Origin of the sequence: Thermostichus vulcanus str. 'Rupite', from assembly GCF_022848905.1 — a bacterium.
GTDB lineage: Bacteria > Cyanobacteriota > Cyanobacteriia > Thermostichales > Thermostichaceae > Thermostichus > Thermostichus vulcanus_A.
This window is the reverse complement of the sequence record NZ_JAFIRA010000029.1, coordinates 16278-41380: the sequence shown is the minus strand read 5'-3', so window position 1 is coordinate 41380 and position 25103 is coordinate 16278. Positions and strand designations below refer to the sequence as shown.

Genomic DNA, 25103 nt, shown 5'->3' with positions numbered 1-25103 from the left:
CAATTCCAGCCTGAGGTGGTTGGCTGCCGACGTACACCAATTTGCGTTTTCATGGGATGAAGGAAGAATCGAGAAGAGCTTAGAAGAGCTTAAAGTTGCTGTTGCTACGCAACGCTACGCGACTGGAGACTGGTGTTCAAACTCCTGGGGAGGTTAAACCGCCCACCGGCTTGGGGAGAGGTTCCACCAGCGATAATCCCACCCCCCGCAGGCTGAGCCGCTCAAACCAGGGGACCGCCCACCCCCAGCGCATCTTGGCCAAAAAATACTGCTCAAAGGCTGTTTTCATCCAACTGACCCAAGGCCCCTGCAGGGCAATGGCGCGGCGGCGGTGCCCCAGTTCCGGCACGGGTAATACGGGATCCGCCAAAAAGAGAATGCCCGTATCTCCAAAGTCGGCAAAGCAGATGGCCTCAAGCGTCGGGGCCACCGGATCCCCTTGCAGCACTCCCAAGCGCAGAGCAATGTTGTGGGCCACTGCAATCCCCATTGCCTCAGTCATTTGGCCGGTTTTGGGTACCCCCACGGGCAAAGGAGTCTTCTCAGGAGGCGCCAATTGGGAGACAACCCCCACACTGTAGAGGGTGTCAAAGTCAGGATGCTGGTAGGTGGGAGTCACGGGCAGAAAGCCCTGTGGATCGGTCAAACCTGGGGTTTCTCGCAGGAATGGAGCCCCCCGAAAGGGTGGCAGAAGCATGGCGTAGGCAAAGGGGATCCCTTCCCCGTGGTTCAAATAAAGATGATTCTTTTCGATGCGAGCGATGGCGGTATTCTCCAAAACCGTGATCTGCCGCTGGGCCATCAACCGGCTGACCAATGCTGCGGAATGGGCCATGCCCCCAATGCCCAAATGCCCAGCGTAAGGTTCAGGGGTGATAAAGGTAATTGGCACCTGATCCCGCAGCCCTTTCTGGCGCAATTGCCAATCCGCCAGCAGCGCAAATTCATAGGCCGGGCCAAAACAACTGGCTCCCGGCACCGCTCCTACCACCAAAGGCCCTGGTTGCTGGAGAAAGTCTGCCCAAGCCCTTTGGGCCCAGTGGGCATGGTGAGGAGTACACACCGATTGGGTAAACCCCTGCTCCGGCCCTAAGCCAGGAACAGCCTCCAAGGCCAAGTCCGCCCCGGTGGCCACCACCAAGTAGTCGTAGCTAAGAGACTCGCCATTCACCCTAAGGGTGTGTGCCTGGGGTTGCAAATCGGTCACGGCCCCCTTAACGAAGCGGATCCCCCTTTTTTCGACTCGTTGGGGCAAATGCACCTGAATATCCGCCAGGGACTTGAGACCCAAAGCCACCCAAGGGAGGGCGGGAATAAAGGTAAACGTGGGGGTATTGGAAATGAGGGTCACCTGATGGGATCCCTGGGGTAAGCGATGCCGCAATTCATAGGCAGTGGGTAAGCCTCCCAACCCTGCGCCAATGACGATCACATGAGCCATGGGAAACGCTCCTTATACCCACCACGGTTGCTTGCCAGTACGCGGATCCAGATCCAACCAAGGAGACAACCAAATCAGCCCATCCCTGACCTCGACACGGGTTAATTTCAAGGGCAGGGGGGCAGGGCCACGGAGCACCGATCCGTCAGCCGCATAGCGGGATCCATGACAGGGACATTGAAATTCCTGCGTGTTCGGGTTCCAGGGAAAGGTACATCCCAGGTGGGTGCAGTTATCGACAATGCCCATCGGATCCAACGATCCCGTTTCGGTCACCGTGAGATAAGTGGGCTCCCCTGCCAGCCCCGCCACCAGAGCGCGAGTCCCCGGCGGTTCTGCCAAAAGTTGTGCCGCTGGAATGGGATGTCCAAGCTTATCTTTGGCCACCCCGGCGCCATCCGCGGATCCCTCCTGCGGTGGAGTCAGGTAACGGGCCAGCGGATACAGAGTGGATCCCGTCACTACCGCCAGCGTCGAACCGGCTAAGAAGTTCAGCAGACGGCGACGAGGCAGCGAAGGCCCTTCAAAAGGAACGAGGGCTGAATCCATAGACCACCTCCCAGAAGCCAGGGTGAGGAAAAACCGAAGATCTTGTCATAAATTCACTTTATCAAGTATATAACCATATATCAATATATTTTTCAATATATTTTACGGTCAAACAGGAAGCTGTCTCTGAGGGCAGCAGGTCTCGTTTACGGGAGGGTGTTTTACAGCGCCGGGTGGGGGAAATTAAGGATCCGCTTCCGGGCTAACAGCCACCTGCTCCGGAAGGAACACCGCATACATACCCCGCAGATCCTCAACCTTGAAGTTCAAGGACACAAGTAAGGACACAAGTATTGTTGACTGTTTTGACATTCTCCCCGTGCCTAGTCGCGTAAGCGTTGCGTAGCAACAAGGCAGGGGGCTTGTGTCGCACCCCTCACGCTCCCCGATTTTTCGGTCAGAAACCCGCGCAAGAGCTGTATTCAGCCGTTGAGAAAATAGGGCAGCTGAGCGCCGCGTCCTGGCCAATGAAACCGGATAAAGGGCACCAAAATCAGTCCAGCCAAAATCAGACAGAACAGGCCGTAGTACAGGTAAAAAATGCCAATGGGGTTGCTTGGCTCAGCCCCTTCTCCCCCCAGGGATCCCAGCGTTAAAGCCAGGATATTGTTCAAGACATGGGCCAGGATGGGCAAAGTCAAGGAGCGGGTCTGCAAATAAAACAAGCCCATCACCAAGCCAAATACCGTCAGCCCGATCGGGTTGGGATGCAACAGCCCGAACAAAACGGAAGACGCCAATAGACCCTTGGGGATCCCCCACTTGAGGCCCCAACGGTGCAGCAAAATGCCGCGAAACAGCCATTCTTCAGTTACCGGCGCCACCGCTACAATCGAGAGCCAGCGCAATCCCTGATACACTGGCGGCCAAGCCGTTCCACTGGCATCTTCCCCCAGTGAATGCAGCATCGACTCCGCCAGCTCCGGTGAGGGTAGGGACACCAAGTAAAGCATCAACAGGGTTGTGCCCATGGAGAGCATCACCAAAGCCAGTACCACCCGCAGCAGGGATCCCCAGGGAACCGGAGCCCGCCAGTTTCCCCACAGTTGCCCCATCCGCAAATTCGCCTGTCGCCCCCGCTGCCAGCTCCAACCACAGGTGAAGATGAAGGTGAGACTATAAACGACGTAGGCCAGCAGCGGATCGTCCGCCTGCAAACTTAAGACCCTGGCCAGCAGCACCACCCCCAAACCCACCATCAGATTGATCAGCAAAAAAGCCAACAACAGGTGGCGAGCTTTGAGGACTTCAAACCGAGTTGAATCCTGAGGGGGTGGGAGAAGGAGGGATCCAGACACAAAGACAGGCGTTGCAATTTTCCCATTCTAGGGGGATCCCAAAAGTGGCCCCAGGTAGGATCCCAACGATTGGATTTCTCCCAACCCTGGTGAACCTATTGGAGCGGGTGATGATCCCTTGGCATGATTCCCTCAGCCAGATGGAGTGAGCCTACCCTAACCCTGCGGAGGCGCTTGCCTGAGGTGGCAAGTTAAGATGTGTTACGGGATCCGTTGGGGCTTTTATGGGCGCAACACCGTCAACATCAATTGCGACACAACACAGCTTTGTCTCTGCAGCGACAGGTTCTGGGGCTTCATCCACCCCGCCGGGATCCCGCAGCCAGCCTGTAGTTTCGGAGCCAGCCCTGCGTTACGACCCGGAGCAACTGGCCAAACAGTATCGGGGCCGCTGGGATCTGGTGCTACGACGCTTGTTTCAGTTGGTCAGCCCCTTTTTAGGCCTGCTGGCTTGGGTGTTCTGGGATCGCTGGCGAGGGGTAGAACTCAAGAATCGTCCCCAACATGCGGCCCGACTGCGGGAAATTCTCACGGAATTGGGGCCAACGGCGATCAAAATTGGCCAAGCCCTCTCCACCCGTCCTGATTTGGTTTCGCCTTTGTTTTTGGAGGAACTGGCCAAACTCCAGGATGAATTGCCCCCCTTTGACAACAAGATTGCCTTTGACTTAATCGAGTCGGAAGTTGGTCAACCTCTAGACAAAATCTACCGCGAGATCACCCCCAACCCAATTGCTGCCGCCAGCTTGGGGCAGGTTTACCAAGCCTATTTGCACACGGGAGAGAAAGTTGCAGTAAAGGTACAACGCCCGGATTTGATCGGGCGCATCTCCCTGGACATGTACATCATTCGCGGGCTGGCCATCTGGGCCAAGCAAACCTTCCGCCGCATCCGTAGCGATTTGGTCGGCATTGTGGAGGAGTTTGCTACACGGCTGTACGAAGAGATGGACTATACCCAAGAGGGACGCAATGCCGAGCGCTTTCTCCAGCTTTATCGCCATCCTTCTATCTACGCCCCGAAAATCTACTGGGAGTACACCCGTACCAAGGTGCTGACAATGGAGTGGATCGATGGCACCAAGCTGACTCAATTGGACAAGATCACTGCCGCTGGCTTGGATGGACGACACCTGATCGAGATTGGGGTGAATTGCTCCCTCAAACAGCTGCTGGAAAACGGCTTTTTCCACGCCGATCCCCACCCCGGCAACCTCTTGGCGATGGCGGATGGGCGGCTGGCCTATATCGATTTCGGCATGATGAGCACCATTCAACCTCATCAGCGCTACGGCCTGATCAAGGCCATCGTGCATTTGGTGAACCGGGATTTTGCTGCCCTGGCTCAAGACTACGTGGATTTGGAATTCCTCAGCCCAGATACCGATCTAACCCCAATCATTCCCGCTCTAGAGGCTGTCTTTGCCGAAGCGATGGGTAGCTCTGTGGCCCAAATGAACTTCAAAAGCATAACGGATAAGCTCTCCGGGGTGATGTATGACTTTCCCTTCCGGGTGCCCGCCTACTACGCCCTGATCATCCGCTCTTTGCTGACGCTGGAGGGGATCGCCATCGGTCTAGATCCCAACTTTAAGGTGTTGAGTGTGGCCTATCCCTATGTGGCCCAGCGTCTGCTCAGCGACCCAGCCCCAGAGCTGCGCGTTTCCCTACGGGAGTTGCTGTTTAACCAAGGACAATTTCGCTGGAACCGCCTGGAAAACCTGCTGCGCAATGCCAGCAACAGCGAAGAGTTCGACCTACAGGGATCCCTGGAAAAGGCGCTGGATTTCATCTTTTCCGAACGGGGTGCTTTCCTGCGGGATCGCCTGGTGGATGTCATTTTCTCCAGTCCAGGATCTCAGACGGGATCCATGGCCCAGCCCACCTCAGATACGATGGAGCATTTGCAACGGCTGTGGGAGCTGTTGAGTAGAAACCCCGCTTTCCAACCAATGCAGCTTGTCCCGGTCGTGGCGAAGGTGGCCACCAAACCGGAAGCGCAGCAACTGGGCCGTCAATTGGCCTCCCGCTGGTTGCAACGTTCTGCAGCGCGTCTGATCCGGGATTTGCTTCTGCCAGATGCGGATCCCAGCGACTCCACCCATACCCTGAATGGACACAATGGGATCCCTGGCAACCCCCAACGGACTGCTACCTCGAGGCTGCCCCTCAGCGCTTAACTCAGGGCAACACAGCCTCTAGGCAAACCTGCTGGTCTCTATCTCATCTAGATCTCACCAGTAGTCAGTAGATCTTCCAGTAAAGATCTTATTTAGTGAACATTTAGTGAACAGCATCGCTTGTGGGGCTGACGGGGCCAAGGGCCAGTTTGATCCACTCAGAAAATTCATCACGGCGGAACACCTGAGGGCGAGAGCGAGGGCCAAACCGCATCAGGCTGGGCATACCGTGCTCTTTGAGGCGGGACTGTAGCCAGGTGCCAATGCCCGTTTTGCCATCGTTGGGCATTTCGGTTTGGAAGTCACTGTACATCAGAAGCAACTGGCTGCGGGACTGGAGTACGGCATTCTCTTGGATCAACTGCGGCAGAGAGAGGCTGGTGGTGGGAACTGCCGCTTTGCTGCCTTTGACAGATTCACGACGACGGTCACGCGGGCGCGAGCTGGTACTTTCACGGCTCTTACGGGTTCTCGAATCAATGGGCATAGAATCTCCTAAACGACAGGGTGGCTCCCCAAACGGGGTGGAAGCCGGAACTCGCAGATTAAATGAGCCCGCTGGCACAGATGGCTCGGAAATACAGTTCTGTGGCAATCGCAGAAGAAGAGTGACACACGCTCTTGGGTGAAGCGAAGGCAGAACTGCGTCACACCAGCACGAAAGGTCGGGAGCCCTTCGGCAACAGCAATCGGCAGCGGATCGAGTTCCTGACAAGGCATCCAGAACTTATCTTCGTCTTCCCCGCAAGCGGCCAGTTTGACTACCACGAATCCGCAGGGTAAGCAAGCTTGGATGTTACCCCTATATTGACTCAAAAAAGGACAAGTGGACAGTCCCTGAAGGGATAACTTAGGGCTGAAGGTTTTGCCGCCCGTTGCGAATCACCCGCAGAGACTCCAATAACCGCAGTTCCAAGTCTTGCAAGACTTGGTCGACATAGTGGTGAGCCTCCTGATGCAGACGCTCCGACTCCTGTAGCGATTGACGACGCAGTTCCTCACTCTGCTGATAGGCTTGCCGCAACAACTGCTCCGCTTGTGCCTGGGCCTGCCGCAGGATGGTGGACTCGTTGAGCAGCTGCTCGGCCTTCCGTTGCGCCATTGCCACAATTTCTTGGGCGTAGCGATCCGCCTGAGCCAAAATGCGATCCCGTTGGCGCAGCAATTCCTCCGCTTCCTCTAAAGCTGTTGGCATGTTCAGCCGGATGAAGTCCAGTTGCTCCAGAATGCTGTCTTCTTCGATTAGGGTGCGGGACCAGAACAGCCGGGGACTATCCAGAATCGCCGCCTCCAATTGATCCAAAGCATCCTGCACACGCATCAGAGCCAGGGTTTGATCCCCAAGCGGTATACCAGCAGAATTGGAAGCATCAGGGGGCAATTCTCGCATCAGAGGGGGTGGCTGCACGGAGCAAAAAGGCAAGGCAGTCAGGATAACGCCTACCATATCAGGTTCTCGGCTCCCTGAATCTGCGCAGTTTCGACGGGAATATCGCCCCTTCGCGTCAAAAAGAGGTTCGGCTGCAAAACACCAGGGAAGTCCGGGATCCCTATCCAAAACAGTCACTCACCTAGCCCAGCCTGGAGATGCCCGACGCCGGAATTGTTGCTATGGTGAGGACGGTCTGTGTCCTGAGGTTTCGACAACGGAACTCGGAACCGGGGCAACTGGCCAACTGGCGTGGAGATCTGGATGGATGTCGGATACTGCTCAACTCAGCCTCGGCTCAAACGCGGTACAGGGACTGGAATATGTGGTGTTGGGGGTGGCCACTTGCTTCCAGCGGGATGAGGAGGGCCGCCTGATGGAGGTTCAGGTGGCGGAGCCCATTCCTGCTGCTGCTCTGGATTGCCTGGTGCAGGAGCGCCGCAGCACCTCCTACCATCTGTTGTATGCCACCACCTATGGGGAAATTGTCCAGGACGGGATCCCGGTGTTGCCAGCGGATGTCATCCCAGCAGGGGTCTTTGCCGGAGAAGACTTTGTGGAACGAGCGCAAGCGGCTACCCGGACCTATCGCAGCAAGCCCGAGTTTCGCCACATTCCTCTGCATCAAACCTGTACGCCAGAGCAGGGGGTTTTTAAGCTGAACTACAGTGTCAAGCCCCGACGAATCATCAATGCGGTGATGGAGGTGAGCGATGCCGACAATATCAAACAGCACCCCCATACCCATCAACATCTATAGCACTCCGCCCTCTGTAGAAAGGATCCCAGGCGGAGCTCCCCCTTGGGCGGGTTCCTGGGATCCCCTTACCCTCTTGGAGCATGTGCGCAGCGGCCAAGTTTGGCTGGTGAAAGGGATCGGATCCCATGGGTTACTGCTGGAGAAGACCCATATGGTTGAGCTGGTGGAATTTGGTGGGGCTGTCGGCATGGCCATTGACCGAGATTGTCGCGCGGTTCTGCCGATTGGTCAGGTGTATCTCCAGGCCCCGGACACCTTCCTGGAGCGTCAGTGGGGGTATCGTCGCCGTGCCCATAGTGCCGAAGCCATGCAAAAGTTGACGGAATCCTATCCCAGTCTGCGGCGGGCGGCTCTCCTTTGGCAACACCTCTGCCAACGCTTCGGCCCCACTTTGTTAACTCCGCTACCGGACGAGTGGTTGGGACGATTGGTGGGGGTATCGGGGGAGCTGATCCAGCGCTGTCGGCATCACGAGGGATCCCGTTTGGAGGCGCTATTGGCCGAGCTCGAGGGGTTCTCCCAGCATGACCAAGGAACTATTGAGCCGTTCCAGAACTTCGGTGGTGACATCGCTAAAGGACAATCCCCCACTGCGATTGCGCCGACGAAACGACGGCAACACCACCAAGTCAAAACCTTCCGCCTCTTTCAAGAGGGTCTTGACAATATCGTCGCTGACCAGGACTTTCACTTCTAATCTGGAACCGGAGGCAGGACTGGGCTGTTCTGCCAACGCGGTCAGTTGAGCTTCCAGCCAGTGGCGATCGGGTTCGGAAGTGCCGCTGGGGCAGACATGGAGCAAGGTGATCTCCGCTTGATTGGCGGTGGCCAAAATTTGGGCTAAGCGCACCGAACGGGCCGACTGAGAGCGAAAATTTTCCAAGGCCACCAGAATGCGCTGCAGTTTGTGGGGAGGATGCTGCAACCGAGCAACGGCAACCGGGCAATGGGTAGCCCAGAGCACACTATTGATCACATTGCCAAATAGGCGGGCCCGCAATCCAGTGGTGTCGCTCCACCCCATCACGATCAGGCTGGCCTTCTGTTCACGGCTGGCATGGCTGATTCCCTGGGCAATATGGCTGTCGATCCGGCTGAGGGGGGTGACCTGTACCTCAAACTGCTGACAAAACTCCACCGCTCGCTTAAGCAAATACTCACCATGCTCTAGAGAGGCTTGCAGCGATGGCGCATCCATGTGGACGTGACCGGTCGCCACCGAAAGAGGCACGATGCGGCCTTGTTCGTGTTTGGCCAGTAGGGCGGCCATCTCCAGCAGATTTTGCTCAGTTTCCGGATTGGCCACTGGCACCACCACCACGTAGGAATCTTGAGGGGGACGCGGCTTCTCCTGAGCGGGATCCACGGGTGGTGTGAGCTGGGCCTGTTCCTCCTGCATGGCCATTTGTGCCCCGGCTCGACTGGTCAAAATCGGGCCCAGGGTGGCGGTGACCAACATCAACACAATGACACTGTTGAGGACAGAGGCATTTAACAACCCCACCTGAAACCCCACTGCCGTTGCCGCCAAGGTTGCTGCCACTTGAGGCAAAGAGAGCGACCACATCATTAACTTCTGGGCGGGGGTATAGTGATACAACCACTGACAGAGCTGGGCGGCAGAATACTTGCTGAAGCTCAACCCCACCAAAATAGCCAACATTAGCCATATGGAGCTGAGGGTCTGCACAAAAGCCGGCAAGTCGATCAGCAGCCCCATATCCACAAAGAAGACAGGGATAAACAGAACACTACCCACGAACACAATTTTTTCCTTGACCGGCCCCTCCCGCAGCACGTCGTTAACGGCCAAACCCGCCAAAAAAGCACCGATGATCTTCTCGACCCCAATCCACTGTGCCCCCAACGCGGCCACAAACAAAGCCAGCAGCACAAACAAAAATTGGTTGCCCTCTTCGCTACCGGTACGGCGGAAAAACCGATGGCCCAACCAATCCAAACCAAACAGAACTGCTGCCGCATAGATCAACAGGGATCCCAGCAGACCCAACAGACTCCAAATGGTAAACTCCCCACCATGAATACCCACACAAACCGCCAACACCAGCAGCGATGCAATATCCGTGAAGATGGTGCCGCCGATGGTAACCAGTACCGCCTCATTTTTCACCAGGCCGTAACGGCTGACGATCGGGTAGCCGAGCGGGGTATGGGAGGCAAACAGGGATCCCAGCAGGACTGCCGAGTTCCAGCCAAAGCCAAAAAAACGCCCGATTAGGGTGCCCACGAGCAGGGGGATGGCAAAGGTGAAAAACCCGAAGGTGGCGGAACGGTTGCGGGTTTGGCGAAACTGCTCCAAGTCGATTTCCAACCCGGCCACAAACAGCAGATAAACCACGCCGATATCCGAGAGCAACTGCACCGTCGGCAGCTCTGCAGTCAACAGGTTTAGCCCCTGCGGCCCCAAAGCGATCCCTGCCGCCAAAAGACCCACCAACCCCGGCAAGCGCAGCCACTCGAACAGCAGCGGCACCACCAGGATTACCCCCAGCAACAGGGCGAAGGAGAGAATTGGCTCCTCTTGTAAAACCAGCACTAGTGTCTCCATCGGCTGCGCTCATAGGTGGGATCCCCTCCTGATTATGGAAGCAATCCCCAAAAAGAGAAGTTAGCCCCAACACGGAAAGGACTTGGAAAGGGCTTGAGCTAAAGGGATCCCTAACTGGATAGACACTGGATAGACGTGCCTGAGAAAGATTCTGAACCTCAGTTCTCTTAGTTCACAGCAAAAGAGCGGTCAAAAATGCTGGAAAGCCTGCTGGCGGCTGAGTATCCCCCCTCCCCGCAACCGGACGGTTCCCTCCGGATCCCAGCCTGTGACCTGCCCAATACAAACCGAGCCTGGCAACCGATCCAGCAGCTGTTGCGCCACCCCCGGCTCCAGACTGAGCAGCAACTCAAAATCTTCTCCCCCATACAAAGCCCACTCTAGCGCTTGCTCTGGGAAGACCTGCCTCAAGGCCGCTGAAATTGGGATCCGTTGCTCATCGACTGTGGCCGTCACTCCACTGGCCTGACACAGTTGCACTAGGGCATCGGCTAGGCCATCGCTAGTATCCATACCGCCCATGCGCAAGGGATCCGGGATCCCGTCCAAGATCGGCAAAGTATCCAGGCGTGGGCGCGGGTATTGGTGAGCCTTGATCAGCCACTCCCGCTCAGCTGCAGTAGCTGAGGATCCCTGTTCTGGGTGCAGCAGCAGCTCCAGTCCTGCCCGTGCGTCTCCATGCGGCCCCGTCACCACCAGCCAATCCCCCGGCTGAGCGAATTTCCGTTGAATAGCCCGTCCCGGCGGCACCTCGCCTAAAGCCGTGATCGCCACAAACCGATGGGGAGACCGACACAGATCCCCACCCACCAACGGGGATCCCCAACCGGCACTACAGGCTTGCATGCCCCGGTACAGCTCCTCCACCCAGGCAATCGGCGTGGAACTAGGCAGCCCCAACCCAATCACCAAAGCTTGGGGCCGGGATCCCATGGCTGCCAGATCCGATAAATTGGCTGCCACCGAGCGCCAACCCACTGCATAAGGGGGGGTTGTTAAATCGCTAAAGTGTACCCCCTCCACCAGCACATCGGTTGTCACCACCAATTGCCCCTTGGGAGCCTCCAAGACCGCCGCATCATCCCCTACCACCTGGCTTGGACAATAGCGCTGCACAATCTGCAGTAACCCTGCCTCACCAATCTCAGAGATCAGCTGGGGTGGAGGAGCATCCTGGGTCGGGTTAAGGGAGTCTTGAGGGCGAAGGGGGGACAAAGGAACCTGTTGCAGATTGCAGACAAAGCAGATGAAGAAACTTTAGCCGGTCATAACCCAGTAGAGAACGCCCACTCAGCCGACTTCCTAGGCCGAGCGCCGCCCAATCACGGCATAAAAGGGATCCCCGCCACCACCCCCCAAAAAACTGACCCAACTCAGGGGGGCTACCCGTTGGATGACCTCAACTATTTCAAACCCTGGCACCGACTCAAAATACCGCTTCACCAACTCAACCCGCCCTGATTCCGAGCTATCCCGCCACGCCTGGATTGCTTTCTGGAAGAACATGCGATTGGAAAAGCTGACAATAAGGATCCCCTGCGGTTTTAGAACCCGATAGACCTCGGCAAATACCTGCTCCGGTTGCTGCAAGTATTGCACCGAAACGGTATTTAACACCGCCTCAAAAGATTGATCTGGTAAGGGCAAGATTGGGTTTTGATTGAGGTTTTGTACGAAGAAGTGATTCAGGCGCGGGTTAGCCGCCAATTCTTCTCGGTTCATGCCGTGTCCTTCCACATGGGCAAAGGTCAGTTCTGGCGGCAGATGGGAGACCCAACTGCTCATCAGATCCAAAATTCGGGTCTGGGGTTGTAAATGGACACGATACAGATCCGTGAGCTGTCCAATGAACCCAGCATCCACATGGGTCACAAAGCGGGGATAGTCGTAAAAGAGGGTGTCATCGCTGGGATCCAGCTTGGAGCGCTGCCAATCGTTCAGGAGCATCATCCTCTGCAAAGTCTGTTTCAAAGCTTAATCAAACCTAACATTCTGGAACCCTATGGCAGGGGGGTGGCGTGATAGCTTAACAGAGCGATTGTGGAAACAAGACGAGGGACTCTTAACTGTGATGTCTGCTTCTTATTCTCCAGTGGCTCTCACCTCCTCCACCTCCGGCTTGCGTGAGTACGTGACGGAACTGCAACTCCACATGGCCCTACAAGCCCGTAGCCTCACCCCCTCTTTGAGCTTGTCTCCCGAGCCCGATAGCCCTTTGGTTATGTTGCAGCAGGCCCAAGCGGACATGGAAAAAACGGCCTCCCGCCAGTGGCTGTAAACAGCCCGATCTCAGGTGCAATCTCTTTGCAATCTCTGTTGTGCTTGGAATAGTTAGACAATCTTGAGCTTTCCTTGCTCAGGGGATGCTCTATTGGGGATGTTGCCGAATCAAGAACCGAATTTCCTCCAGCAGGATCTCGAAGCGTTGGTCAGACTCTACTTGGCGCTGCCGCAGCTCTTCCATCCTCTGCCGGAACTGCGCCTGTTCTCGTTGATCTTGCAGTCTTTGCTCTTCTAGGGCGGCAATGCGGGCATCTTGGCGTTCCTGTAGGGCATTTAGGGTTTGTAAGAGAATCTCTTGTCGGCTTTGCATGGCGCGCATTGCTTCCATGGATTGGGTAGCGGTTTCTGCCCACTCGGCAAAATGGGCCAGATCAGAACGGGTCTCGCTGGTGAGCTGAATTAAGTTTTGGATCGCTTGCTCATAATCAGCGGACTGTTCGATTAGGCGGTCAATCGCTTGGCTGTTGCAAGTGGTTTGTTCAGCCAGACGGTCAATGGTTTGTTCATTTCTGGCGGACTGTTCGATTAGGCGGTCAATCGCTTGGCTGTTGCGAGTGGTTTGCTCGGCCAGACGGTCGATGGTTTGTTCATTTCTGGCGGACTGTTCGATTAGGCGGTCAATCGCTTGGCTGTTGCGAGTGGTTTGCTCGGCCAGACGGTCGATGGTTTGTTCATTTCTGGCGGACTGTTCGGCCATCTGAAGCAAAAGGAGCTCCACTCGGTCAAGCCGATCTTCGTTGGTTGTCATTTCCTCCCCCCTGCCCATCCGCTTTCAGGGATTCTCAAGCCAAACCCTTGCGCAACACACTCTGTACCAGGATCACTGACACCACCACAAACCCTGCCAAGAAACCCAGGGATCCCGCTAGGGTGAGATCCCCCCAGGGGGCTTGCAGCACCACATCGGTAAAGCTCCAGTCGCTGCTGCGGTAGAGATGGCGAATCGGTTCAATTGCAAAAGTCAGCGGATTGAGGCTGGCCACCCAACGCAACCAGGAGGGCATGAAACTCAGGGGGGCCAAGGCGGTACTTGAGAAGATTAAAGGCAAGTTCACCAAAAAGATAAAGGCCAACAGCTGCTGATGCCCCGGCATGGCAAAGGCCAACCCCAAGCTCAGGGCTGTAAAACCCAAGACCAGCAAGCCGACGATCAAGGCCACCACTGCCAACCCTGCTCCATTGGGGATCCCGGCTCCAAAGGCATAATCGGCCCCGACAATCACCGCCGTCTGCACCAACGCCAGGCTGACGATAAACAGGCTAGAGGCCAAGACAATCGAAAAGCGGGAGGTGAGGGGAGCCACCAACAGCCGATTCAAAAAGCCAAATTCCCGGTCGAAAATCACCGGCACTCCCGCATTCAAGGCCCCGCCAAAAGCCGTGAACACGATCACCCCTGCCCCCAAAAACTGGGTGTAGTTTTGTCCAGCCCCAAAGATACCTGCAGGCGCATTCTGGAACAAGGCCCCAAACAAAATCAGCCACAGCAGAGGCTGGATGATGCCGACCAACAGTGTGGTGGGGCGACGCTTCAGTTGAATGAACCAGCGGCGGGTTAGAGCAAAGGTCTCCTGCCAAAATTCAGAGGTGAAGATAGGGATCCGATTGGGTTGAGGCTGAGAGAGAGTTTGAGTCATAGAAAAATCTCGGTGCAAGTGAAGTGATCTGTTGAGTCGGATGGGATGGTTAAAGAGACAGGGTCCCAAACTTTACCTTTTTCTCTACTTTTTCTTTTTGCCCACGATGGCCTCAGCAGCGGCTAGCTCCGCATCCAGGAGGGTTTGCCCCGTTGCTGCCAAGTACACATCATCTAGGCTAGGACGAGATTGGCTGCTGCTAAACACCTCCAATCCGTGCTCCTGCAAGTAGGCTCGGATGGATCCCAGGGGATCCTCCCCCGCTTCTTTTTTCACCACCAAGTTCAGGGCATTGCCCTGTGCACTGTTGATCAGCACCTGCTGCACAAAAGGTAGGGATCCCAGCAACTCGGCTCCCCGTTGGGCTAGCTCCGCCGGGGCAAATTCCTGCAACTTGACGGTGATGCGTTCTCCGCCGACGCGGGCTTTCAGCTCCTCTGGGGTACCTTCGGCAATCACCCTGCCCCGGTCGATAATGGCCACCCGATCCGCCAGCAGGTCGATTTCCTCTAAGTAATGGCTGCTGAGCAACACCGTGATGCCCATCTCCTTCAGTTGGCGCAAGCAGTCCCAGATCGCCAACCGGCTCTGGATATCCAGGCCCACCGTCGGCTCATCCAACACCAGCACCTGCGGTTGATGCAACAACCCTGCCGCCAGATCCAAGCGTTTGCGCAACCCGCCGGAATAGGTGCCGGTGCGCTCGTCGGCGCGATCCGTCAGGCCCAACAATTGCAACACGGCGGCTATCCGCTCCTGCGCTAAGGAGCGTGGCATGTGGTAGATATCTGCTTGCAGTTGCAATAGCTCCCGTCCGGTTAAAACCTTATCCAAAGCCACTTCCTGGGCCACAAATCCCAGTTTTTCCCGCACGGCTCTGGGATTTTGCTGCACCGGGATCCCACACACCTCCACCTGGCCCGCATCCGGACGCAAAAGGGTACAAATGCAATGCAGGGTGGTGGTTTTACCTGCCCCGTTGGGGCCGAGAACGCCGTAGATTTGGCCGGGTTCCACTTGGAAAGACACATCTGCTACCGCCACTGTGGATCCATAGCGTTTCTGTAGCTGTTGCACTGAGACCGCAGGAGTATCTGACATAGTCATCCCGTTTCGCTCCCTCTAGGCTATCAAGCCTGTTGAGAAGACGAGGAGTCGAGATTGCCCCCCTTTCTGGCTTCATTTCTGCTGTGGAGAGGCACGATTTGCCAACTGGGCTCTACACTTGGGGATGTGGGGGTGGATGAGCGACATGAAACCAGTGGCCAGTGTCGGGGAGCTGTTGGAACGGTATGCGGCAGGCCAACGGGATTTTGATGGGATCAATCTATCCCGTGGGGATCTGCGGTCGGCACGTCTCTGGCATGTGCGGTTGCGTCAAGCCTTGCTTTGTCGGGCCAGATTGGCCCAGGCCAGCTTAATGGGGGGAGATCTTAGTTTTGCTGACTTGAAATTTGGGGATCTGCGCCAAACCCAACTGCACACAGCCCAGCTGGCGGGGGCGGATCTGCGCTTTGCCGATTTACGGGGAGCCCGGTTGTGGAGAACCTGTCTACGGGGGGCCAATTTGCGGGGATCCCGCCTTGAAGAAGCCCTGCTGCAGGGGACGGTGTTGCAAGGGGCGGATCTGCGAGGAGCGGATTTGCGCCACGTTAATTTGCGCTTCACGAATCTGGAGGGGGCCTTTTTTGACCAGCGCACCCGATTCCCGCCGGATTTTGACCCCGACTGGGCGGGAATGCAGTTGTCCATTTCCACATCCTCCTCCGGAGACTCTGGGGATCCGTCCACATCTGTCTTCAAGAGAGTAAATGGGAGTGAACGCAGCGGGCAGGGCCTAGAACTCCTAACCCCGTAAGGAAGTAGCAGCTGAAGTTCTCAGCAGCATTTGTTCTCCGTAGCGCAACATCATTTCCAACGCCATCAGACGGTTACCCCAGATCTGGACTCGATACGGGTTTTGCAGAGACTTCACCCGCATCCAAGCACCGAGATTTTCCCTGAGGCGGCCTAGCTGTTGACGGGCTTGTGCCAGTGTTTCCAGGGTGGGATCCGCCACCAATGCCGCCAAGGATCCCTCCACCTGCTCGATCTGCTCCACCCATTGGCTTCGTTCCGGTTCTAGGAGCCGCAGTTGTCCCTGTTCGCTCAAAAACATCCACTCCTGCTGGAGCGATTGGAAGCGATCCTGAATGGCCCCAAAGGGATCCCGATGGGGAATGCGAGCGGAGGCAATGGCTGAGCGGCTGAGGATTTCTTCCAGCTCAGGCGTAAACTGACGCACCGCAAACAGGGCAAACCCCCCGGTGGGCAGATCCCGCACCACCTGCATTTGATCCAAAAATTCCACCGCCGGCAGGTTCAACAAATTGAGGCTGGGTAAAAACAGGGCCGAGGAGCGGCTGACGATTTCCAGGTTCGGTTGCACCAGTTGCGCCAAACGCCGCGTATTGCCCGCATAGGTGAGGGGGATCAACAAGTCCAGTTCCCCTGCTTGGATCCACTCCTCCCAGTCCTGTTGCAGCTTTTGTAGACGTTCGTTTTGGGGCAGGGCATAGACGGCTGCTGATAGGATCACGTGCGGATTCAGAGAGCGGGCAGTACGGGCAATGGACTCCACCACCTCGTTAACTTGCTGGGTGCGGTAGCGCGTCCACAACTGCCAGAGGGAGCGATCCGAGAGAGGATCCAACTGCAGCGGATCCACGCCGGAAAGCTGCTGAAACCCTTGTCGAGCCGCTCGGCCAAAACCAAACACATTGCGGCTGGGGGCATTTTGAAAGGGATAGCGAATGTAGTCCAGGTGGATCCCATCCACCCGGTAGTCCTGCACCAGTTCGCGGGTGAGAGCCAAAAGATAACTGCGCACCTGCGGGTTGGCCGGATCCAGCCAGGTTTCCGGTTGCCCACGCGGGAAGAGGTTTCCCCGGTCGTCCATATTGGCCCAGTCGGGATGAGCCGTGAGCACCGGGCCGATGTAGTCCTGGGGTAGGTTGATCTCCGGCAGGATGTTGTGTCGGATATTGCCTACCGCAAAGGTCCAAATCCAGGCGTGCAACTCCATACCGCGCTCATGGGCCAAGCGCACCGCGGCTCGCAAGGGATCCCAGCCCCGAGTCAAGGGGTTTTGTTGGGGGGCAACGCGGCTAGGGTGAATGGCAAACCCAGCATTCATTGTCTCGAAAAAGACGGTGTTGATGCCGGCTTGGGCGAGCCGGTCGAACACCTGCGCCAACCCGGTTTCCGAGCGGGACTCGACAATCGTGCCCCGATCCAACCAAATCGCCCGTACCTCCGGCAATGCCGTCAGCCGATCCACTGGGTAGTTGGCCCACAAATCTGCTCGTGCCTGTTCGAACGCCTGCCGTGCTTGCGTATATTGCCCCGCCTCTACCCAGGCCGGCAGTTGTCGCAGAACGTCGCGGGCGCGCGCCAAAATCGGCTCGTACTCTGTCGCGCCTGACCCGCCTTGGGTCGCCTGGGTCAGCAAGAGGGATCCCTCCACGCGCCCCAATAACCCCCCTAACTCTTGCCGCATCGCCAGCAGCTCGAAGGTGTTGATCGGCAGAGGGGGTGGAGCCACAGGTTGTTCCGCAAGGGGGGCGGATCCCCCTTGAGCACGTTGTAAAGCGGCTTGCAGCCACTGCCGATCCAACTGAGCGGTTTCGTCGGGGAATTCTCCCCAGCGCCAACCCAGGTACACACTTTGTCGGCTGGCAATCACGGCATAGGCATCTCCTCCTACCCCTTCCCAAACGGCGGTCAAGCGGCTTTCGGTGCCAGTGGGTAATAGGGCCCCCCCCGCAATGGCATCATTGGCAGTCACCCCACGCGCCCATTCCCCAGCAAACCCCGTTAAGCGCACCGGGCTGGCGATGGGAATATCCCCACTCCAGTAGGCCCCAATTAAGTTGCGCAAGGGATCCCGAGCCTCAGCGGGAATTTCCAAAGGGCCACTAACAATCACCTGTCCGCCCTCCCGTTGCATCCATTCGCTCAGGGCAGTGGCCTGAGCAGGCGTGAGGCGATTCACATTTGGCAAAAAGACGATCTTGCGCCCTTGTAAAACTGCCGGATTGAGCTGGTCGATCACTTGGTAGGTGAGGCTGCTGCGCTGCAGTTGCCGCTCGATATTGGCCCAGTTTTGCCCCGGCAACCGGACAACGGTGAGTTCATCGGTGAGAGCAGGGGTTTGGCTGTGGGCTGCCCAATGCCAGGTCAGGGATCCCGTCCAGAGGAACAAACTCGCCAATAACAAGCCCAGACCTAGCCCCAAGGGCTTGAGGATTGCCCCCAAGGGATACGGCCTGGTTGAGTTCACTGCTGGGCTTACTACTGGGCTTGATCCATCCGTTCTCAGCATGGGATCCCTCAAACTTCTTGAAGAGTACTCGACCGGAGTGCAAAGGTTGAACCTGCACTGCCCAGGCCCTATCGACTGGCTATTCAACTCGGTTATTCAATTTAATCAGGTCAATCAGACGGTTCAAAAGGATGCAGAGCTGACTCTCGAGAGGATGCCGTGACAAGCGGCTGACTCCAGGGTGTCCACAGACCGATCAGGGATTGATCTGAAACTCCAGGTTGTAGGTCTGCAGTAGGTTCACGGTTTCATGATCCGTGATGTTGGTGTCAGACAGTTCTAGATTGTAAAAATCGATAAACTCTTCGTGGTCGAAGTAGGGGCCAGCGTGCCAAGTGCCCATCTCCAACTTGATGAAGCGATCCCCCGGCACCCGAAATGCCTGGATCTGATCCACATGCAGCTCATCCGCCGGTGGCGCAACCCCAACGAACCACTCCTTGCCATTCAGGGATCCCAGACATTGGGTGCAATGGGCATGATGGGTAATCTGGGTAAATTTAAGACCGCGACGAGGCAGACGCATGATGTAGAAGCGGGGCTGGCCTTGATTCAAAGACAACTGGGCATCTTGGCCATCGAAGGGCTTGTGGTCGGGAATCGGGCAGATCACCTGCCCGAAGGGGGCGAAGTTTTCTGCATCGACCAAATGGGCCTTCAGTTGGCGCAGTTGGCTGGTCACCATTCCCTTGTCCTCCAAATCAGCACACCAACGGCGACCCACATCTTATCAAGCATTCTCAGGCAAAGGGATCCGAGGTTCCGTCTCAGGGCAAGGAATAGAGGGTTGATGGTTAAAGTGAAGAAGAATAGGCTGTCAATCGCAACGGTCAACTGTTATGACGCTTAGGGCGATGCGACCGGATTTGAAAGGGCTGCGCATTTCCTCGGCCCAAGTGGAGAGCCTAACCCAGGTGCCCGTTGGCTGGCTGTACCGACCTCGCTCTGTTCGGGGGGCTTGGAGTTGGCTGCGCAGTTTTACGGCCTTCTGGGATTCCTTGCGCCTTTTGCTGGTACTGGATCTGCTCTGTCGGCTGGTGGTTTGGAATGGATCCCTGCTCACCCTTTTGGGCCGAATTTTGATCCCTGGTTTGCGCTCTGTCACCTGGGGATCCCTGGCCTTGGAATGGGGGATCTTTGTGGTTCTAGCGGCTCTGCACCAGGCTTTCTGGATGGTCCGTAGCCGCCGCATGCCCCTGCTGTTGAATCTGCTGGAAGAGGTGGATCGGTACAACAATCTAATCCAGGCGATTCAGATCAACGATGAGCTGGAGGAGGCGGGCAATGGGACGGTACAACTAACCCAACGGGCTCAGGTGATCGAGGGGTTGAAACTAACCCGCGCGGATTTGGTGCGGGCCCTGAAAACAGAACGGATTCTGCGGCAAAACCAAGCCTTCATCGACAGCCAAAGTGAACTGTTTGCCAGCAACCTTGCCACCCTAACGGCATTACAAGTGAGTGAGCAGGCTAGTGAACAGGGACGACTCTTGGATGCTGCCCTGCAGATTGCTCTAGATGTCCGCTCCGAAATGCAGAAGTTGCAGGAACGGACTTCCCGCAAGACCCAAGAGTAGGGATCCCGGACGGATCCCAGCCTCAAAAGATATCTTGATTTAACAACTTGGTCAGGCGTTCCAGACCTTTTTTCACCTGGCGCGAGACGGTGACCGCACTGATACCCAGCCGCTCTGCCGTCTCTTTTTGGGTGAGGTCGTAGAAAAAGACAAACTCCAGAATGGTGCGGGTGCGTTGCTCCAGTTTGGCCAAGGCATTTTGGAGACGAATGCGATCTTCTTCCGCCAACTGAAAACTGCGGTAACGCTGATCCGGAACAATTTCACCCAAAGCAACGCTATCCTCTTCGGTTTGAATGGGAGCATCCAGGCTGAGCAAAAGGCTGTTTTGTAGGGCTAGCTCCATCTCCTGCCATTCCTGTTCCGTCAAGTCCAGTGCTTCTCGCACCTCGGCTTCGGAGGGAGGACGGCCCAACTCTTGCCGCAACCGGGCGATCTCCTTCTTGGCTTGCCGTTGTAGGGTAGCCCAGCGGCGTGGGATCCGCATCGTCGGGCTTTTGTCCCGCAGGTAGTGTTGAATTTCTCCCCGAATGTAGGGCATGGCAAAGGAGCTAAAAGCCAAGCCACGAGTAATGTCAAAGCGTTCGATCGCCTGAATCAACCCTAAGCAACCAATTTGCATCAGGTCGTCGTACCCTTCCGTGCATTGATTGCGCCAGTGATGAGCTTCTTTACGCACCAAGCCCAGGTTCAGTTCCACCAAACGATTGCGCAAACAGGGATCCGGACGCTGGTGGTACAGCCGCAACAGTTCAGTAGTGCGAGTTTTAACATCCTCAGTAGATGCCATAGCGTCACACGCGGCTGGGAATCCAGAATCGCCAAGAGGAGCATCGGGCGAAGGCAGCGGAGTCAGAGCTGAAAGGGGGAGGCGAGGGGCAATCGTCATGGGCAACCACTTTGACGGCTAGGTATACTAGAGAAACCACAGAAAGAAAACCCAGTATTTTTATATACGCATTTCCGTCCAATCAGGCCGTAAGGCAAGCTGGAGGTAGTGTCAGCTACATCACTCAGAATGGCTGAGATTTGCTACTAACCCCGACGTTCTCAGTTTGACCAGCTTTCTTCGCCCGGGCAACGGCATCTCTACGGAAAAAACTCAAGTTTCATCCGCAAAAGAGCGTGATTCTACCCTCGGATCGAATAAATTGTTGTATTTTCTACGTCTGACGGGCACCTGAGTACGGTCTTTCGATCTCAGGTGGTAGCTGATGAGAGCGAGGAATCCGCCCTTGTCAAGAAGGCCGCAAAACTGGGATCTTCCCGAATCAGGTCGAAATAGGGTTCCGAGGCTAACATGGGGCGGTATCGTTCAGGATCCAACCGCAGGGCTTGCTCTAGGGCTTGCACCGCCTGGGGGACTTGGCCCTCCCAGGCATAGCAACAGGCTTGGGAGTAATGGGCTTCTGCATGGTCAGGATCCAACTGTAGGGTTCGCGCAAAACTGTGAATGGCCAGCTCGTAGAGGTTCAAATCCATCAAGGCCAAGCCGCGATAAACCCAAATTTGTCCCCGTTCCGGATCCCGTTCTAGGGCACGATCGTAGCTGTTGAGCGCTTCCATGGCCTTGCCCAGGCGGTGCTGGGCGAGGCCGTAGCTGGCCCAGAGGGCAGCCGATTCCAACCCCAGTTGCAGGGCCCGTTCGTAGCTGGCCAAAGCATCTGCGTAGCGTTCCAGCCGAAACAGGGCTAACCCACGGCTTTGCCACACCTGGGCATCTACCGGATTGATGGCGAGTGCTTTGTCGTAGCTGGTTAGGGATCCCTCGAAACGACCCAAAGAAGCCAGGGTTAACCCATGTAGATACCAGGCTTCTGGGCTATCCGGGCTGATCTTGAGGGCACGGTTGTAGGCGCGCAACGCTTCTTCCCAGCGACCCAACTGGCCAAGGGTATTGGCTTGGTTAAAGCAGGCTTCGAAGAAATCGGGCTGCAGTTGCAGGGCACGGTCGTAGCTGGCCAGCGCTTCCTGATGGCGGCCCAGAGCATCAAGGGCAGAGGCCCGGTTGTTCCAGGCTTGGGGAAAGTCCGGCTTCAGCTCCAGAGCGCGGTCGTAGCTAGCCAGAGCCGCTTGGTATTGACCCATCTGGTCGAGGAGGGTAGCACGGTTGTACCAGGCGATGGGATCCTGCGGTTGCTTGGACAGGGCGCGGTTGAAGGGATCCAGCTGGGCGGTTTGTGCTGGGGAGAGATCAGCCGGTGGGGGTGGCAAAACCGTTTCGGTCTCTGTCTCTTGGGCGGCTCGGTTGCGTCGCCGCAGCTGCCAGGCCCATGCCGCAGCCCCCAACAACAAACCCACCCCCAGCACCAACACTCCCAGGTCAGTCGGGGCACCCTGAAACGGCATCGTCAACTCCTCATCCGGATTACAACATCACCAAAAAAGGCAGCGGATCACTCACTCCGGCTGGAGAGATCAGCTCAATCCGCTTTTCTCCAGGATAGGTACTGGGATCGATCTCAAAGGTGACGGTCAGTTGTTCGGCACTGGCTTGCACGGCTTCTTTCGCCTGCCCCAAGGGATCCCCAAAGCGAACCCGGATCCCTTTGCCCGCTGGGCTCACCCGAATCTCGGTCACCTGATCCAGATGGGATCCCTCCAGCGTACAGACGATCACATCCCCCACAAACGCCTCCAGAGGCCAGCCCCGCCGCACTTCCGGTCTAGACATCGTTATTTCATCCCCCGTGTTCATGCTTGCATCCAACACCCCTCAATACTCCAGTCCAAAGCGGTCCTGGTGGCAGAGGGGTTCCTCGTCTGCGGGCATAGCTCCCTGCCAACCCTCTAGAGAAGACGGAGTGGGCGAAAGAGTCACCGCAGTGGCCCGCAGCAGGATCTGTTGATCTGAGCCAACACTCACCAAACGAGGCAGATCTCCAAGACTATCCGCGACCGCAAACAACACCCGTTCCTGCGCCTGGGGATCCCAACCCAGCAGCTCAGCATACCCCAGCGCGGGTGGCGAATCCCAAATTTGAACCGGCGGGATCCCTGTGGAAGAGACCGGTAAGGGCCAGATCACGGCGCGATCCCAACTCAAATCCGTCTGGAACCAACCCTCATACTCCCGCGCCAGCAGGGTGTGATCTTGCCAGGCTAGAGGCAGGATCATGGCAAAATCCAACGGCTCCGCAGGGGCATAGACGGAAGCTGCCGCCTGATACAGCACCTGGAGTGCCCCAGTACGGGTATTTTCGGCAAACAGAACACTCGTCAACCGCCCCACTTCCGGCGTGGCCACCAAATCCAGACGGGTATACACCTGCCAATCCCCATCCGGAGCGGGTAAGGGATCGCTGCGCAGTAGACCCACCAAGGTACATTGCCGCTGCCGCGCTTGATCCCGCAAGCCATAGACCCAATCCCAAGGAATGGCAACGGACTTAGTAGGCAGCGAAGGGGATGGGATCCCGTCTTGGAGGAGAGGAGTTGCTAAGGCCATCCCCCTTCCAGTCCAGATGACCAGAAGGGTAAGGATGCCTCCCCAACATTGGAGAGCATTGTGCTTGATCGGATTCACCATCCCCTTCACCCACCTTCTGCGGTTCGACAACGGCTTTGAGATCTCTTGTGCGGTGCTCTTAGCTGCGGTCTTCCTCTAGGCGCAGTTGTACCGACTGGCCATGGGCGGGTAACCCCTCCGCCTGGGTGAGGGCCTGAATCGCCCCTGCCACCTCCCGCAGCGCCATAGGACCGTACTGGATCAGGCTGGAATGCTTGAGAAAGGTCTCGACCCCCAAAGCGGAAGCATAACGGGCTGCCCCGGCGGTGGGCAGTGTGTGATTCGGGCCGGCCAGATAATCCCCCACGGCTTCCGGGGTGTGGTGCCCGAAGAAAATCGCCCCCGCATGACGAATCGGCTCCAACAAAGCCCAGGGATCCGCCACTTGCAACTCCAGGTGCTCCGGAGCAAACAGATTGGACAGAGCCGCGGCTGTCTGTAAATCCGGCACGATGGCAATCAGCCCGTAATTGGCCACCGACTTTTCCACCAGCAGCCGATTGGGATGAGCCTCGACTTGGGTGGCCACCGCCTGTTGCACCTGTTGGGCCAACTTCGGATCGGGGGTGAGGAGAATCGCCGCTGCCAAGGGATCATGCTCCGCCTGGGCCAGCAAATCTGCCGCCAGATGGATCGGGTTGGCGCTCTCGTCAGCGATGATCAACACCTCAGAGGGCCCGGCTAGGGAGTCGATCCCCACCGTGCCGTACACCTGCTTCTTGGCCAGGGTGACATAAATGTTACCGGGGCCGGTGATCACATCCACCTTCGGGATCGTCTCCGTTCCGTAGGCCAAAGCTCCGATCGCTTGGGCTCCGCCGACCCGATAGATGGTTTGAATCCCGGCTTCTTGGGCGGCCACCAAAATAGCAGGGTTGACCCCTTTCCCTCCGGATCCATCGGATCCCGGCGGTGTCACCATAACAATTTCAGGAACCCCAGCCACTTGGGCAGGGATGGCGTTCATCAACACCGTGCTGGGATAAGCCGCTCGCCCACCAGGAATGTACAGACCGGCTCGATCCACCGGGCGATATTGCTTACCGAGAATAATTTCAGGGGCGGGAAACATCACCCAACTGCTAGGCACCCGCTGGCGGTGAAAAGCTTCAATGCGCTCTTTGGCCAGTCGCAAGGCAGTAAGCAACTGAGGCGATACTGCTTGGTAGGCTGCTTCCAGCTCTGCCCCAGACACCCTGAGTTCCGAGGGGCTCAACTCCACTTGGTCAAACTCAGCCGTGTACTCCAGCAGGGCACGATCCCCCTGACGGCGTACCGATTGCAGGATCTCCCGCACTGTCGCCTCGCGGTGAATGTGTTGTTCGGCCTGAGTGCGCTCCGAGATCCGTCTCAGCTCGGCTTCAGCCTCGATCATCTGGGTGACGATTCTCAGCATGGCAACTCCTTCGCGTAGCGTGCCCTAAGCACAGGGTAACGAGGGATCCGGCGGCATCGCGGTAGCAAAGCAGATCTTTACTGCACCGGTTTGCGGCGGCAAAAGGAGCAATC

At 56.9% G+C, this 25103-nt stretch carries 23 protein-coding genes; 5 read left to right on the top strand and 18 right to left on the bottom strand.

The window, feature by feature from the left end; genetic code table 11:
- Positions 1-136: 136 nt before the first annotated feature.
- From JX360_RS11330 to JX360_RS17745, 3 genes are all read right to left on the bottom strand, one after another.
- Entirely contained in the window at positions 137-1441 is a 1305-nt protein-coding gene (locus tag JX360_RS11330; protein ID WP_244350919.1) for an NAD(P)/FAD-dependent oxidoreductase, read from the bottom strand.
- 12 nt (positions 1442-1453) lie between these two features.
- Positions 1454-1990, bottom strand: a complete 537-nt coding sequence (petC, locus tag JX360_RS11325; RefSeq protein WP_244350916.1) for a cytochrome b6-f complex iron-sulfur subunit — start codon at positions 1988-1990, stop codon at positions 1454-1456.
- A gap of 422 nt (positions 1991-2412) precedes the next feature.
- Entirely contained in the window at positions 2413-3288 is an 876-nt protein-coding gene (locus tag JX360_RS17745; protein WP_244350912.1) for a CPBP family intramembrane glutamic endopeptidase, read from the bottom strand.
- Between the two features lie 224 nt (positions 3289-3512).
- On the opposite strand from JX360_RS17745, the gene JX360_RS11315 reads away from it, so the two are divergent.
- Positions 3513-5468: an ABC1 kinase family protein gene (locus JX360_RS11315; RefSeq protein ID WP_244350907.1), complete on the top strand. Its 1956-nt coding sequence runs from the start codon at positions 3513-3515 to the stop codon at positions 5466-5468.
- 103 nt (positions 5469-5571) lie between these two features.
- Here the strand turns inward: JX360_RS11315 and JX360_RS11310 are convergent, their stop codons facing one another.
- Together JX360_RS11310 and JX360_RS11305 are read right to left on the bottom strand one after the other, a co-directional pair.
- Positions 5572-5955 carry a hypothetical protein gene (locus JX360_RS11310; RefSeq protein ID WP_244350905.1) on the bottom strand — a complete coding sequence of 128 codons (384 nt, stop codon included), beginning with the start codon at positions 5953-5955 and terminating at the stop codon, positions 5572-5574.
- 363 nt (positions 5956-6318) lie between these two features.
- Positions 6319-6915, bottom strand: a complete 597-nt coding sequence (locus JX360_RS11305; RefSeq protein ID WP_244350902.1) for an ATP synthase F0 subunit B — start codon at positions 6913-6915, stop codon at positions 6319-6321.
- A 250-nt stretch (positions 6916-7165) separates the two neighbouring features.
- Between JX360_RS11305 and JX360_RS11300 the strand changes: the two genes are divergently transcribed.
- Entirely contained in the window at positions 7166-7657 is a 492-nt protein-coding gene (locus JX360_RS11300; RefSeq protein WP_244350899.1) for a hypothetical protein, read from the top strand.
- A 493-nt stretch (positions 7658-8150) separates the two neighbouring features.
- On the opposite strand, the gene JX360_RS11295 is transcribed toward JX360_RS11300, so the two are convergent.
- The 3 genes from JX360_RS11295 to JX360_RS11285 all read right to left on the bottom strand — a co-directional run bounded on the left by JX360_RS11295 (position 8151) and on the right by JX360_RS11285 (position 12173).
- On the bottom strand, positions 8151-10226 hold the full coding sequence (locus JX360_RS11295) for a cation:proton antiporter domain-containing protein (protein ID WP_244350896.1): 2076 nt from the start codon (positions 10224-10226) through the stop codon (positions 8151-8153).
- A gap of 189 nt (positions 10227-10415) precedes the next feature.
- Positions 10416-11441 (bottom strand): thiamine-phosphate kinase, encoded by a 1026-nt coding sequence (thiL, locus tag JX360_RS11290; RefSeq protein WP_244350894.1) that lies wholly within the window; start codon positions 11439-11441, stop codon positions 10416-10418.
- An 87-nt stretch (positions 11442-11528) separates the two neighbouring features.
- Complete coding sequence (locus tag JX360_RS11285) at positions 11529-12173, bottom strand: class I SAM-dependent methyltransferase (protein WP_425244393.1); 645 nt, start codon at positions 12171-12173, stop codon at positions 11529-11531.
- A gap of 124 nt (positions 12174-12297) precedes the next feature.
- Here JX360_RS11285 and JX360_RS11280 point away from each other — a divergent pair, with 124 nt between their 5' ends.
- A complete protein-coding gene (locus JX360_RS11280; RefSeq protein ID WP_244350886.1) occupies positions 12298-12504 on the top strand; it encodes a hypothetical protein in 207 nt (68 codons plus the stop codon).
- Positions 12505-12594: 90 nt separating this feature from the next.
- Here the strand turns inward: JX360_RS11280 and JX360_RS11275 are convergent, their stop codons facing one another.
- The 3 genes from JX360_RS11275 to JX360_RS11265 all read right to left on the bottom strand — a co-directional run bounded on the left by JX360_RS11275 (position 12595) and on the right by JX360_RS11265 (position 15253).
- Positions 12595-13257: a coiled-coil domain-containing protein gene (locus JX360_RS11275; protein WP_244350883.1), complete on the bottom strand. Its 663-nt coding sequence runs from the start codon at positions 13255-13257 to the stop codon at positions 12595-12597.
- Between the two features lie 34 nt (positions 13258-13291).
- Entirely contained in the window at positions 13292-14146 is an 855-nt protein-coding gene (locus tag JX360_RS11270) for an ABC transporter permease (RefSeq protein ID WP_244350880.1), read from the bottom strand.
- 84 nt (positions 14147-14230) lie between these two features.
- Positions 14231-15253: an ABC transporter ATP-binding protein gene (locus JX360_RS11265; RefSeq protein WP_244350877.1), complete on the bottom strand. Its 1023-nt coding sequence runs from the start codon at positions 15251-15253 to the stop codon at positions 14231-14233.
- 136 nt (positions 15254-15389) lie between these two features.
- Here JX360_RS11265 and JX360_RS11260 point away from each other — a divergent pair, with 136 nt between their 5' ends.
- Positions 15390-16004, top strand: a complete 615-nt coding sequence (locus JX360_RS11260) for a pentapeptide repeat-containing protein (RefSeq protein ID WP_244350876.1) — start codon at positions 15390-15392, stop codon at positions 16002-16004.
- Here the strand turns inward: JX360_RS11260 and JX360_RS11255 are convergent.
- Positions 15993-18467: a glycoside hydrolase family 10-like protein gene (locus JX360_RS11255; RefSeq protein WP_244350871.1), complete on the bottom strand. Its 2475-nt coding sequence runs from the start codon at positions 18465-18467 to the stop codon at positions 15993-15995. The two genes, JX360_RS11260 and JX360_RS11255, sit on opposite strands and share 12 nt — an antisense overlap.
- Before the next feature lie 238 nt (positions 18468-18705).
- Positions 18706-19194 carry an ureidoglycolate lyase gene (locus JX360_RS11250; RefSeq protein ID WP_244350868.1) on the bottom strand — a complete coding sequence of 163 codons (489 nt, stop codon included), beginning with the start codon at positions 19192-19194 and terminating at the stop codon, positions 18706-18708.
- Between the two features lie 154 nt (positions 19195-19348).
- Here JX360_RS11250 and JX360_RS11245 point away from each other — a divergent pair, with 154 nt between their 5' ends.
- On the top strand, positions 19349-20086 hold the full coding sequence (locus JX360_RS11245) for a hypothetical protein (RefSeq protein WP_244350867.1): 738 nt from the start codon (positions 19349-19351) through the stop codon (positions 20084-20086).
- A 22-nt stretch (positions 20087-20108) separates the two neighbouring features.
- On the opposite strand, the gene JX360_RS11240 is transcribed toward JX360_RS11245, so the two are convergent.
- The 5 genes from JX360_RS11240 to hisD all read right to left on the bottom strand — a co-directional run bounded on the left by JX360_RS11240 (position 20109) and on the right by hisD (position 24990).
- The gene (locus JX360_RS11240; RefSeq protein WP_244350865.1) at positions 20109-20876 is read right to left on the bottom strand and encodes an RNA polymerase sigma factor SigF; all 768 of its coding nucleotides are present in this window, start codon (positions 20874-20876) and stop codon (positions 20109-20111) included.
- Positions 20877-21286: 410 nt separating this feature from the next.
- On the bottom strand, positions 21287-22435 hold the full coding sequence (locus JX360_RS11235; protein WP_244350863.1) for a tetratricopeptide repeat protein: 1149 nt from the start codon (positions 22433-22435) through the stop codon (positions 21287-21289).
- A gap of 19 nt (positions 22436-22454) precedes the next feature.
- Entirely contained in the window at positions 22455-22760 is a 306-nt protein-coding gene (locus tag JX360_RS11230) for a hypothetical protein (protein WP_244350861.1), read from the bottom strand.
- Between the two features lie 42 nt (positions 22761-22802).
- The gene (locus JX360_RS11225) at positions 22803-23534 is read right to left on the bottom strand and encodes a hypothetical protein (RefSeq protein ID WP_244350859.1); all 732 of its coding nucleotides are present in this window, start codon (positions 23532-23534) and stop codon (positions 22803-22805) included.
- 139 nt (positions 23535-23673) lie between these two features.
- Positions 23674-24990 carry a histidinol dehydrogenase gene (gene hisD / locus JX360_RS11220; protein ID WP_244350857.1) on the bottom strand — a complete coding sequence of 439 codons (1317 nt, stop codon included), beginning with the start codon at positions 24988-24990 and terminating at the stop codon, positions 23674-23676.
- Positions 24991-25103 lie beyond the last annotated feature (113 nt).

What these genes read in the sequence shown, in the direction of transcription:
- JX360_RS11250 (WP_244350868.1), bottom strand. Translation starts at nt 19,194, where the DNA reads ATGGTGACCAGCCAACTGCGCCAACTGAAGGCCCATTTGGTCGATGCA.
- JX360_RS11330 (WP_244350919.1), bottom strand. Translation starts at nt 1,441, where the DNA reads ATGGCTCATGTGATCGTCATTGGCGCAGGGTTGGGAGGCTTACCCACT.
- JX360_RS11265 (WP_244350877.1), bottom strand. Translation starts at nt 15,253, where the DNA reads ATGACTATGTCAGATACTCCTGCGGTCTCAGTGCAACAGCTACAGAAA.
- JX360_RS11225 (WP_244350859.1), bottom strand. Translation starts at nt 23,534, where the DNA reads ATGGCCTTAGCAACTCCTCTCCTCCAAGACGGGATCCCATCCCCTTCG.
- JX360_RS11295 (WP_244350896.1), bottom strand. Translation starts at nt 10,226, where the DNA reads ATGGAGACACTAGTGCTGGTTTTACAAGAGGAGCCAATTCTCTCCTTC.
- JX360_RS11270 (WP_244350880.1), bottom strand. Translation starts at nt 14,146, where the DNA reads ATGACTCAAACTCTCTCTCAGCCTCAACCCAATCGGATCCCTATCTTC.
- JX360_RS11260 (WP_244350876.1), top strand. Translation starts at nt 15,390, where the DNA reads ATGAGCGACATGAAACCAGTGGCCAGTGTCGGGGAGCTGTTGGAACGG.
- hisD (WP_244350857.1), bottom strand. Translation starts at nt 24,990, where the DNA reads ATGCTGAGAATCGTCACCCAGATGATCGAGGCTGAAGCCGAGCTGAGA.
- JX360_RS11245 (WP_244350867.1), top strand. Translation starts at nt 19,349, where the DNA reads ATGACGCTTAGGGCGATGCGACCGGATTTGAAAGGGCTGCGCATTTCC.
- JX360_RS11280 (WP_244350886.1), top strand. Translation starts at nt 12,298, where the DNA reads ATGTCTGCTTCTTATTCTCCAGTGGCTCTCACCTCCTCCACCTCCGGC.
- JX360_RS11300 (WP_244350899.1), top strand. Translation starts at nt 7,166, where the DNA reads ATGTCGGATACTGCTCAACTCAGCCTCGGCTCAAACGCGGTACAGGGA.
- JX360_RS11310 (WP_244350905.1), bottom strand. Translation starts at nt 5,955, where the DNA reads ATGCCCATTGATTCGAGAACCCGTAAGAGCCGTGAAAGTACCAGCTCG.
- petC (WP_244350916.1), bottom strand. Translation starts at nt 1,990, where the DNA reads ATGGATTCAGCCCTCGTTCCTTTTGAAGGGCCTTCGCTGCCTCGTCGC.
- JX360_RS11230 (WP_244350861.1), bottom strand. Translation starts at nt 22,760, where the DNA reads ATGTCTAGACCGGAAGTGCGGCGGGGCTGGCCTCTGGAGGCGTTTGTG.
- JX360_RS11240 (WP_244350865.1), bottom strand. Translation starts at nt 20,876, where the DNA reads ATGGCATCTACTGAGGATGTTAAAACTCGCACTACTGAACTGTTGCGG.
- JX360_RS11275 (WP_244350883.1), bottom strand. Translation starts at nt 13,257, where the DNA reads ATGACAACCAACGAAGATCGGCTTGACCGAGTGGAGCTCCTTTTGCTT.
- JX360_RS11305 (WP_244350902.1), bottom strand. Translation starts at nt 6,915, where the DNA reads ATGGTAGGCGTTATCCTGACTGCCTTGCCTTTTTGCTCCGTGCAGCCA.
- JX360_RS11235 (WP_244350863.1), bottom strand. Translation starts at nt 22,435, where the DNA reads ATGCCGTTTCAGGGTGCCCCGACTGACCTGGGAGTGTTGGTGCTGGGG.
- JX360_RS11315 (WP_244350907.1), top strand. Translation starts at nt 3,513, where the DNA reads ATGGGCGCAACACCGTCAACATCAATTGCGACACAACACAGCTTTGTC.
- JX360_RS11285 (WP_425244393.1), bottom strand. Translation starts at nt 12,173, where the DNA reads ATGCTCCTGAACGATTGGCAGCGCTCCAAGCTGGATCCCAGCGATGAC.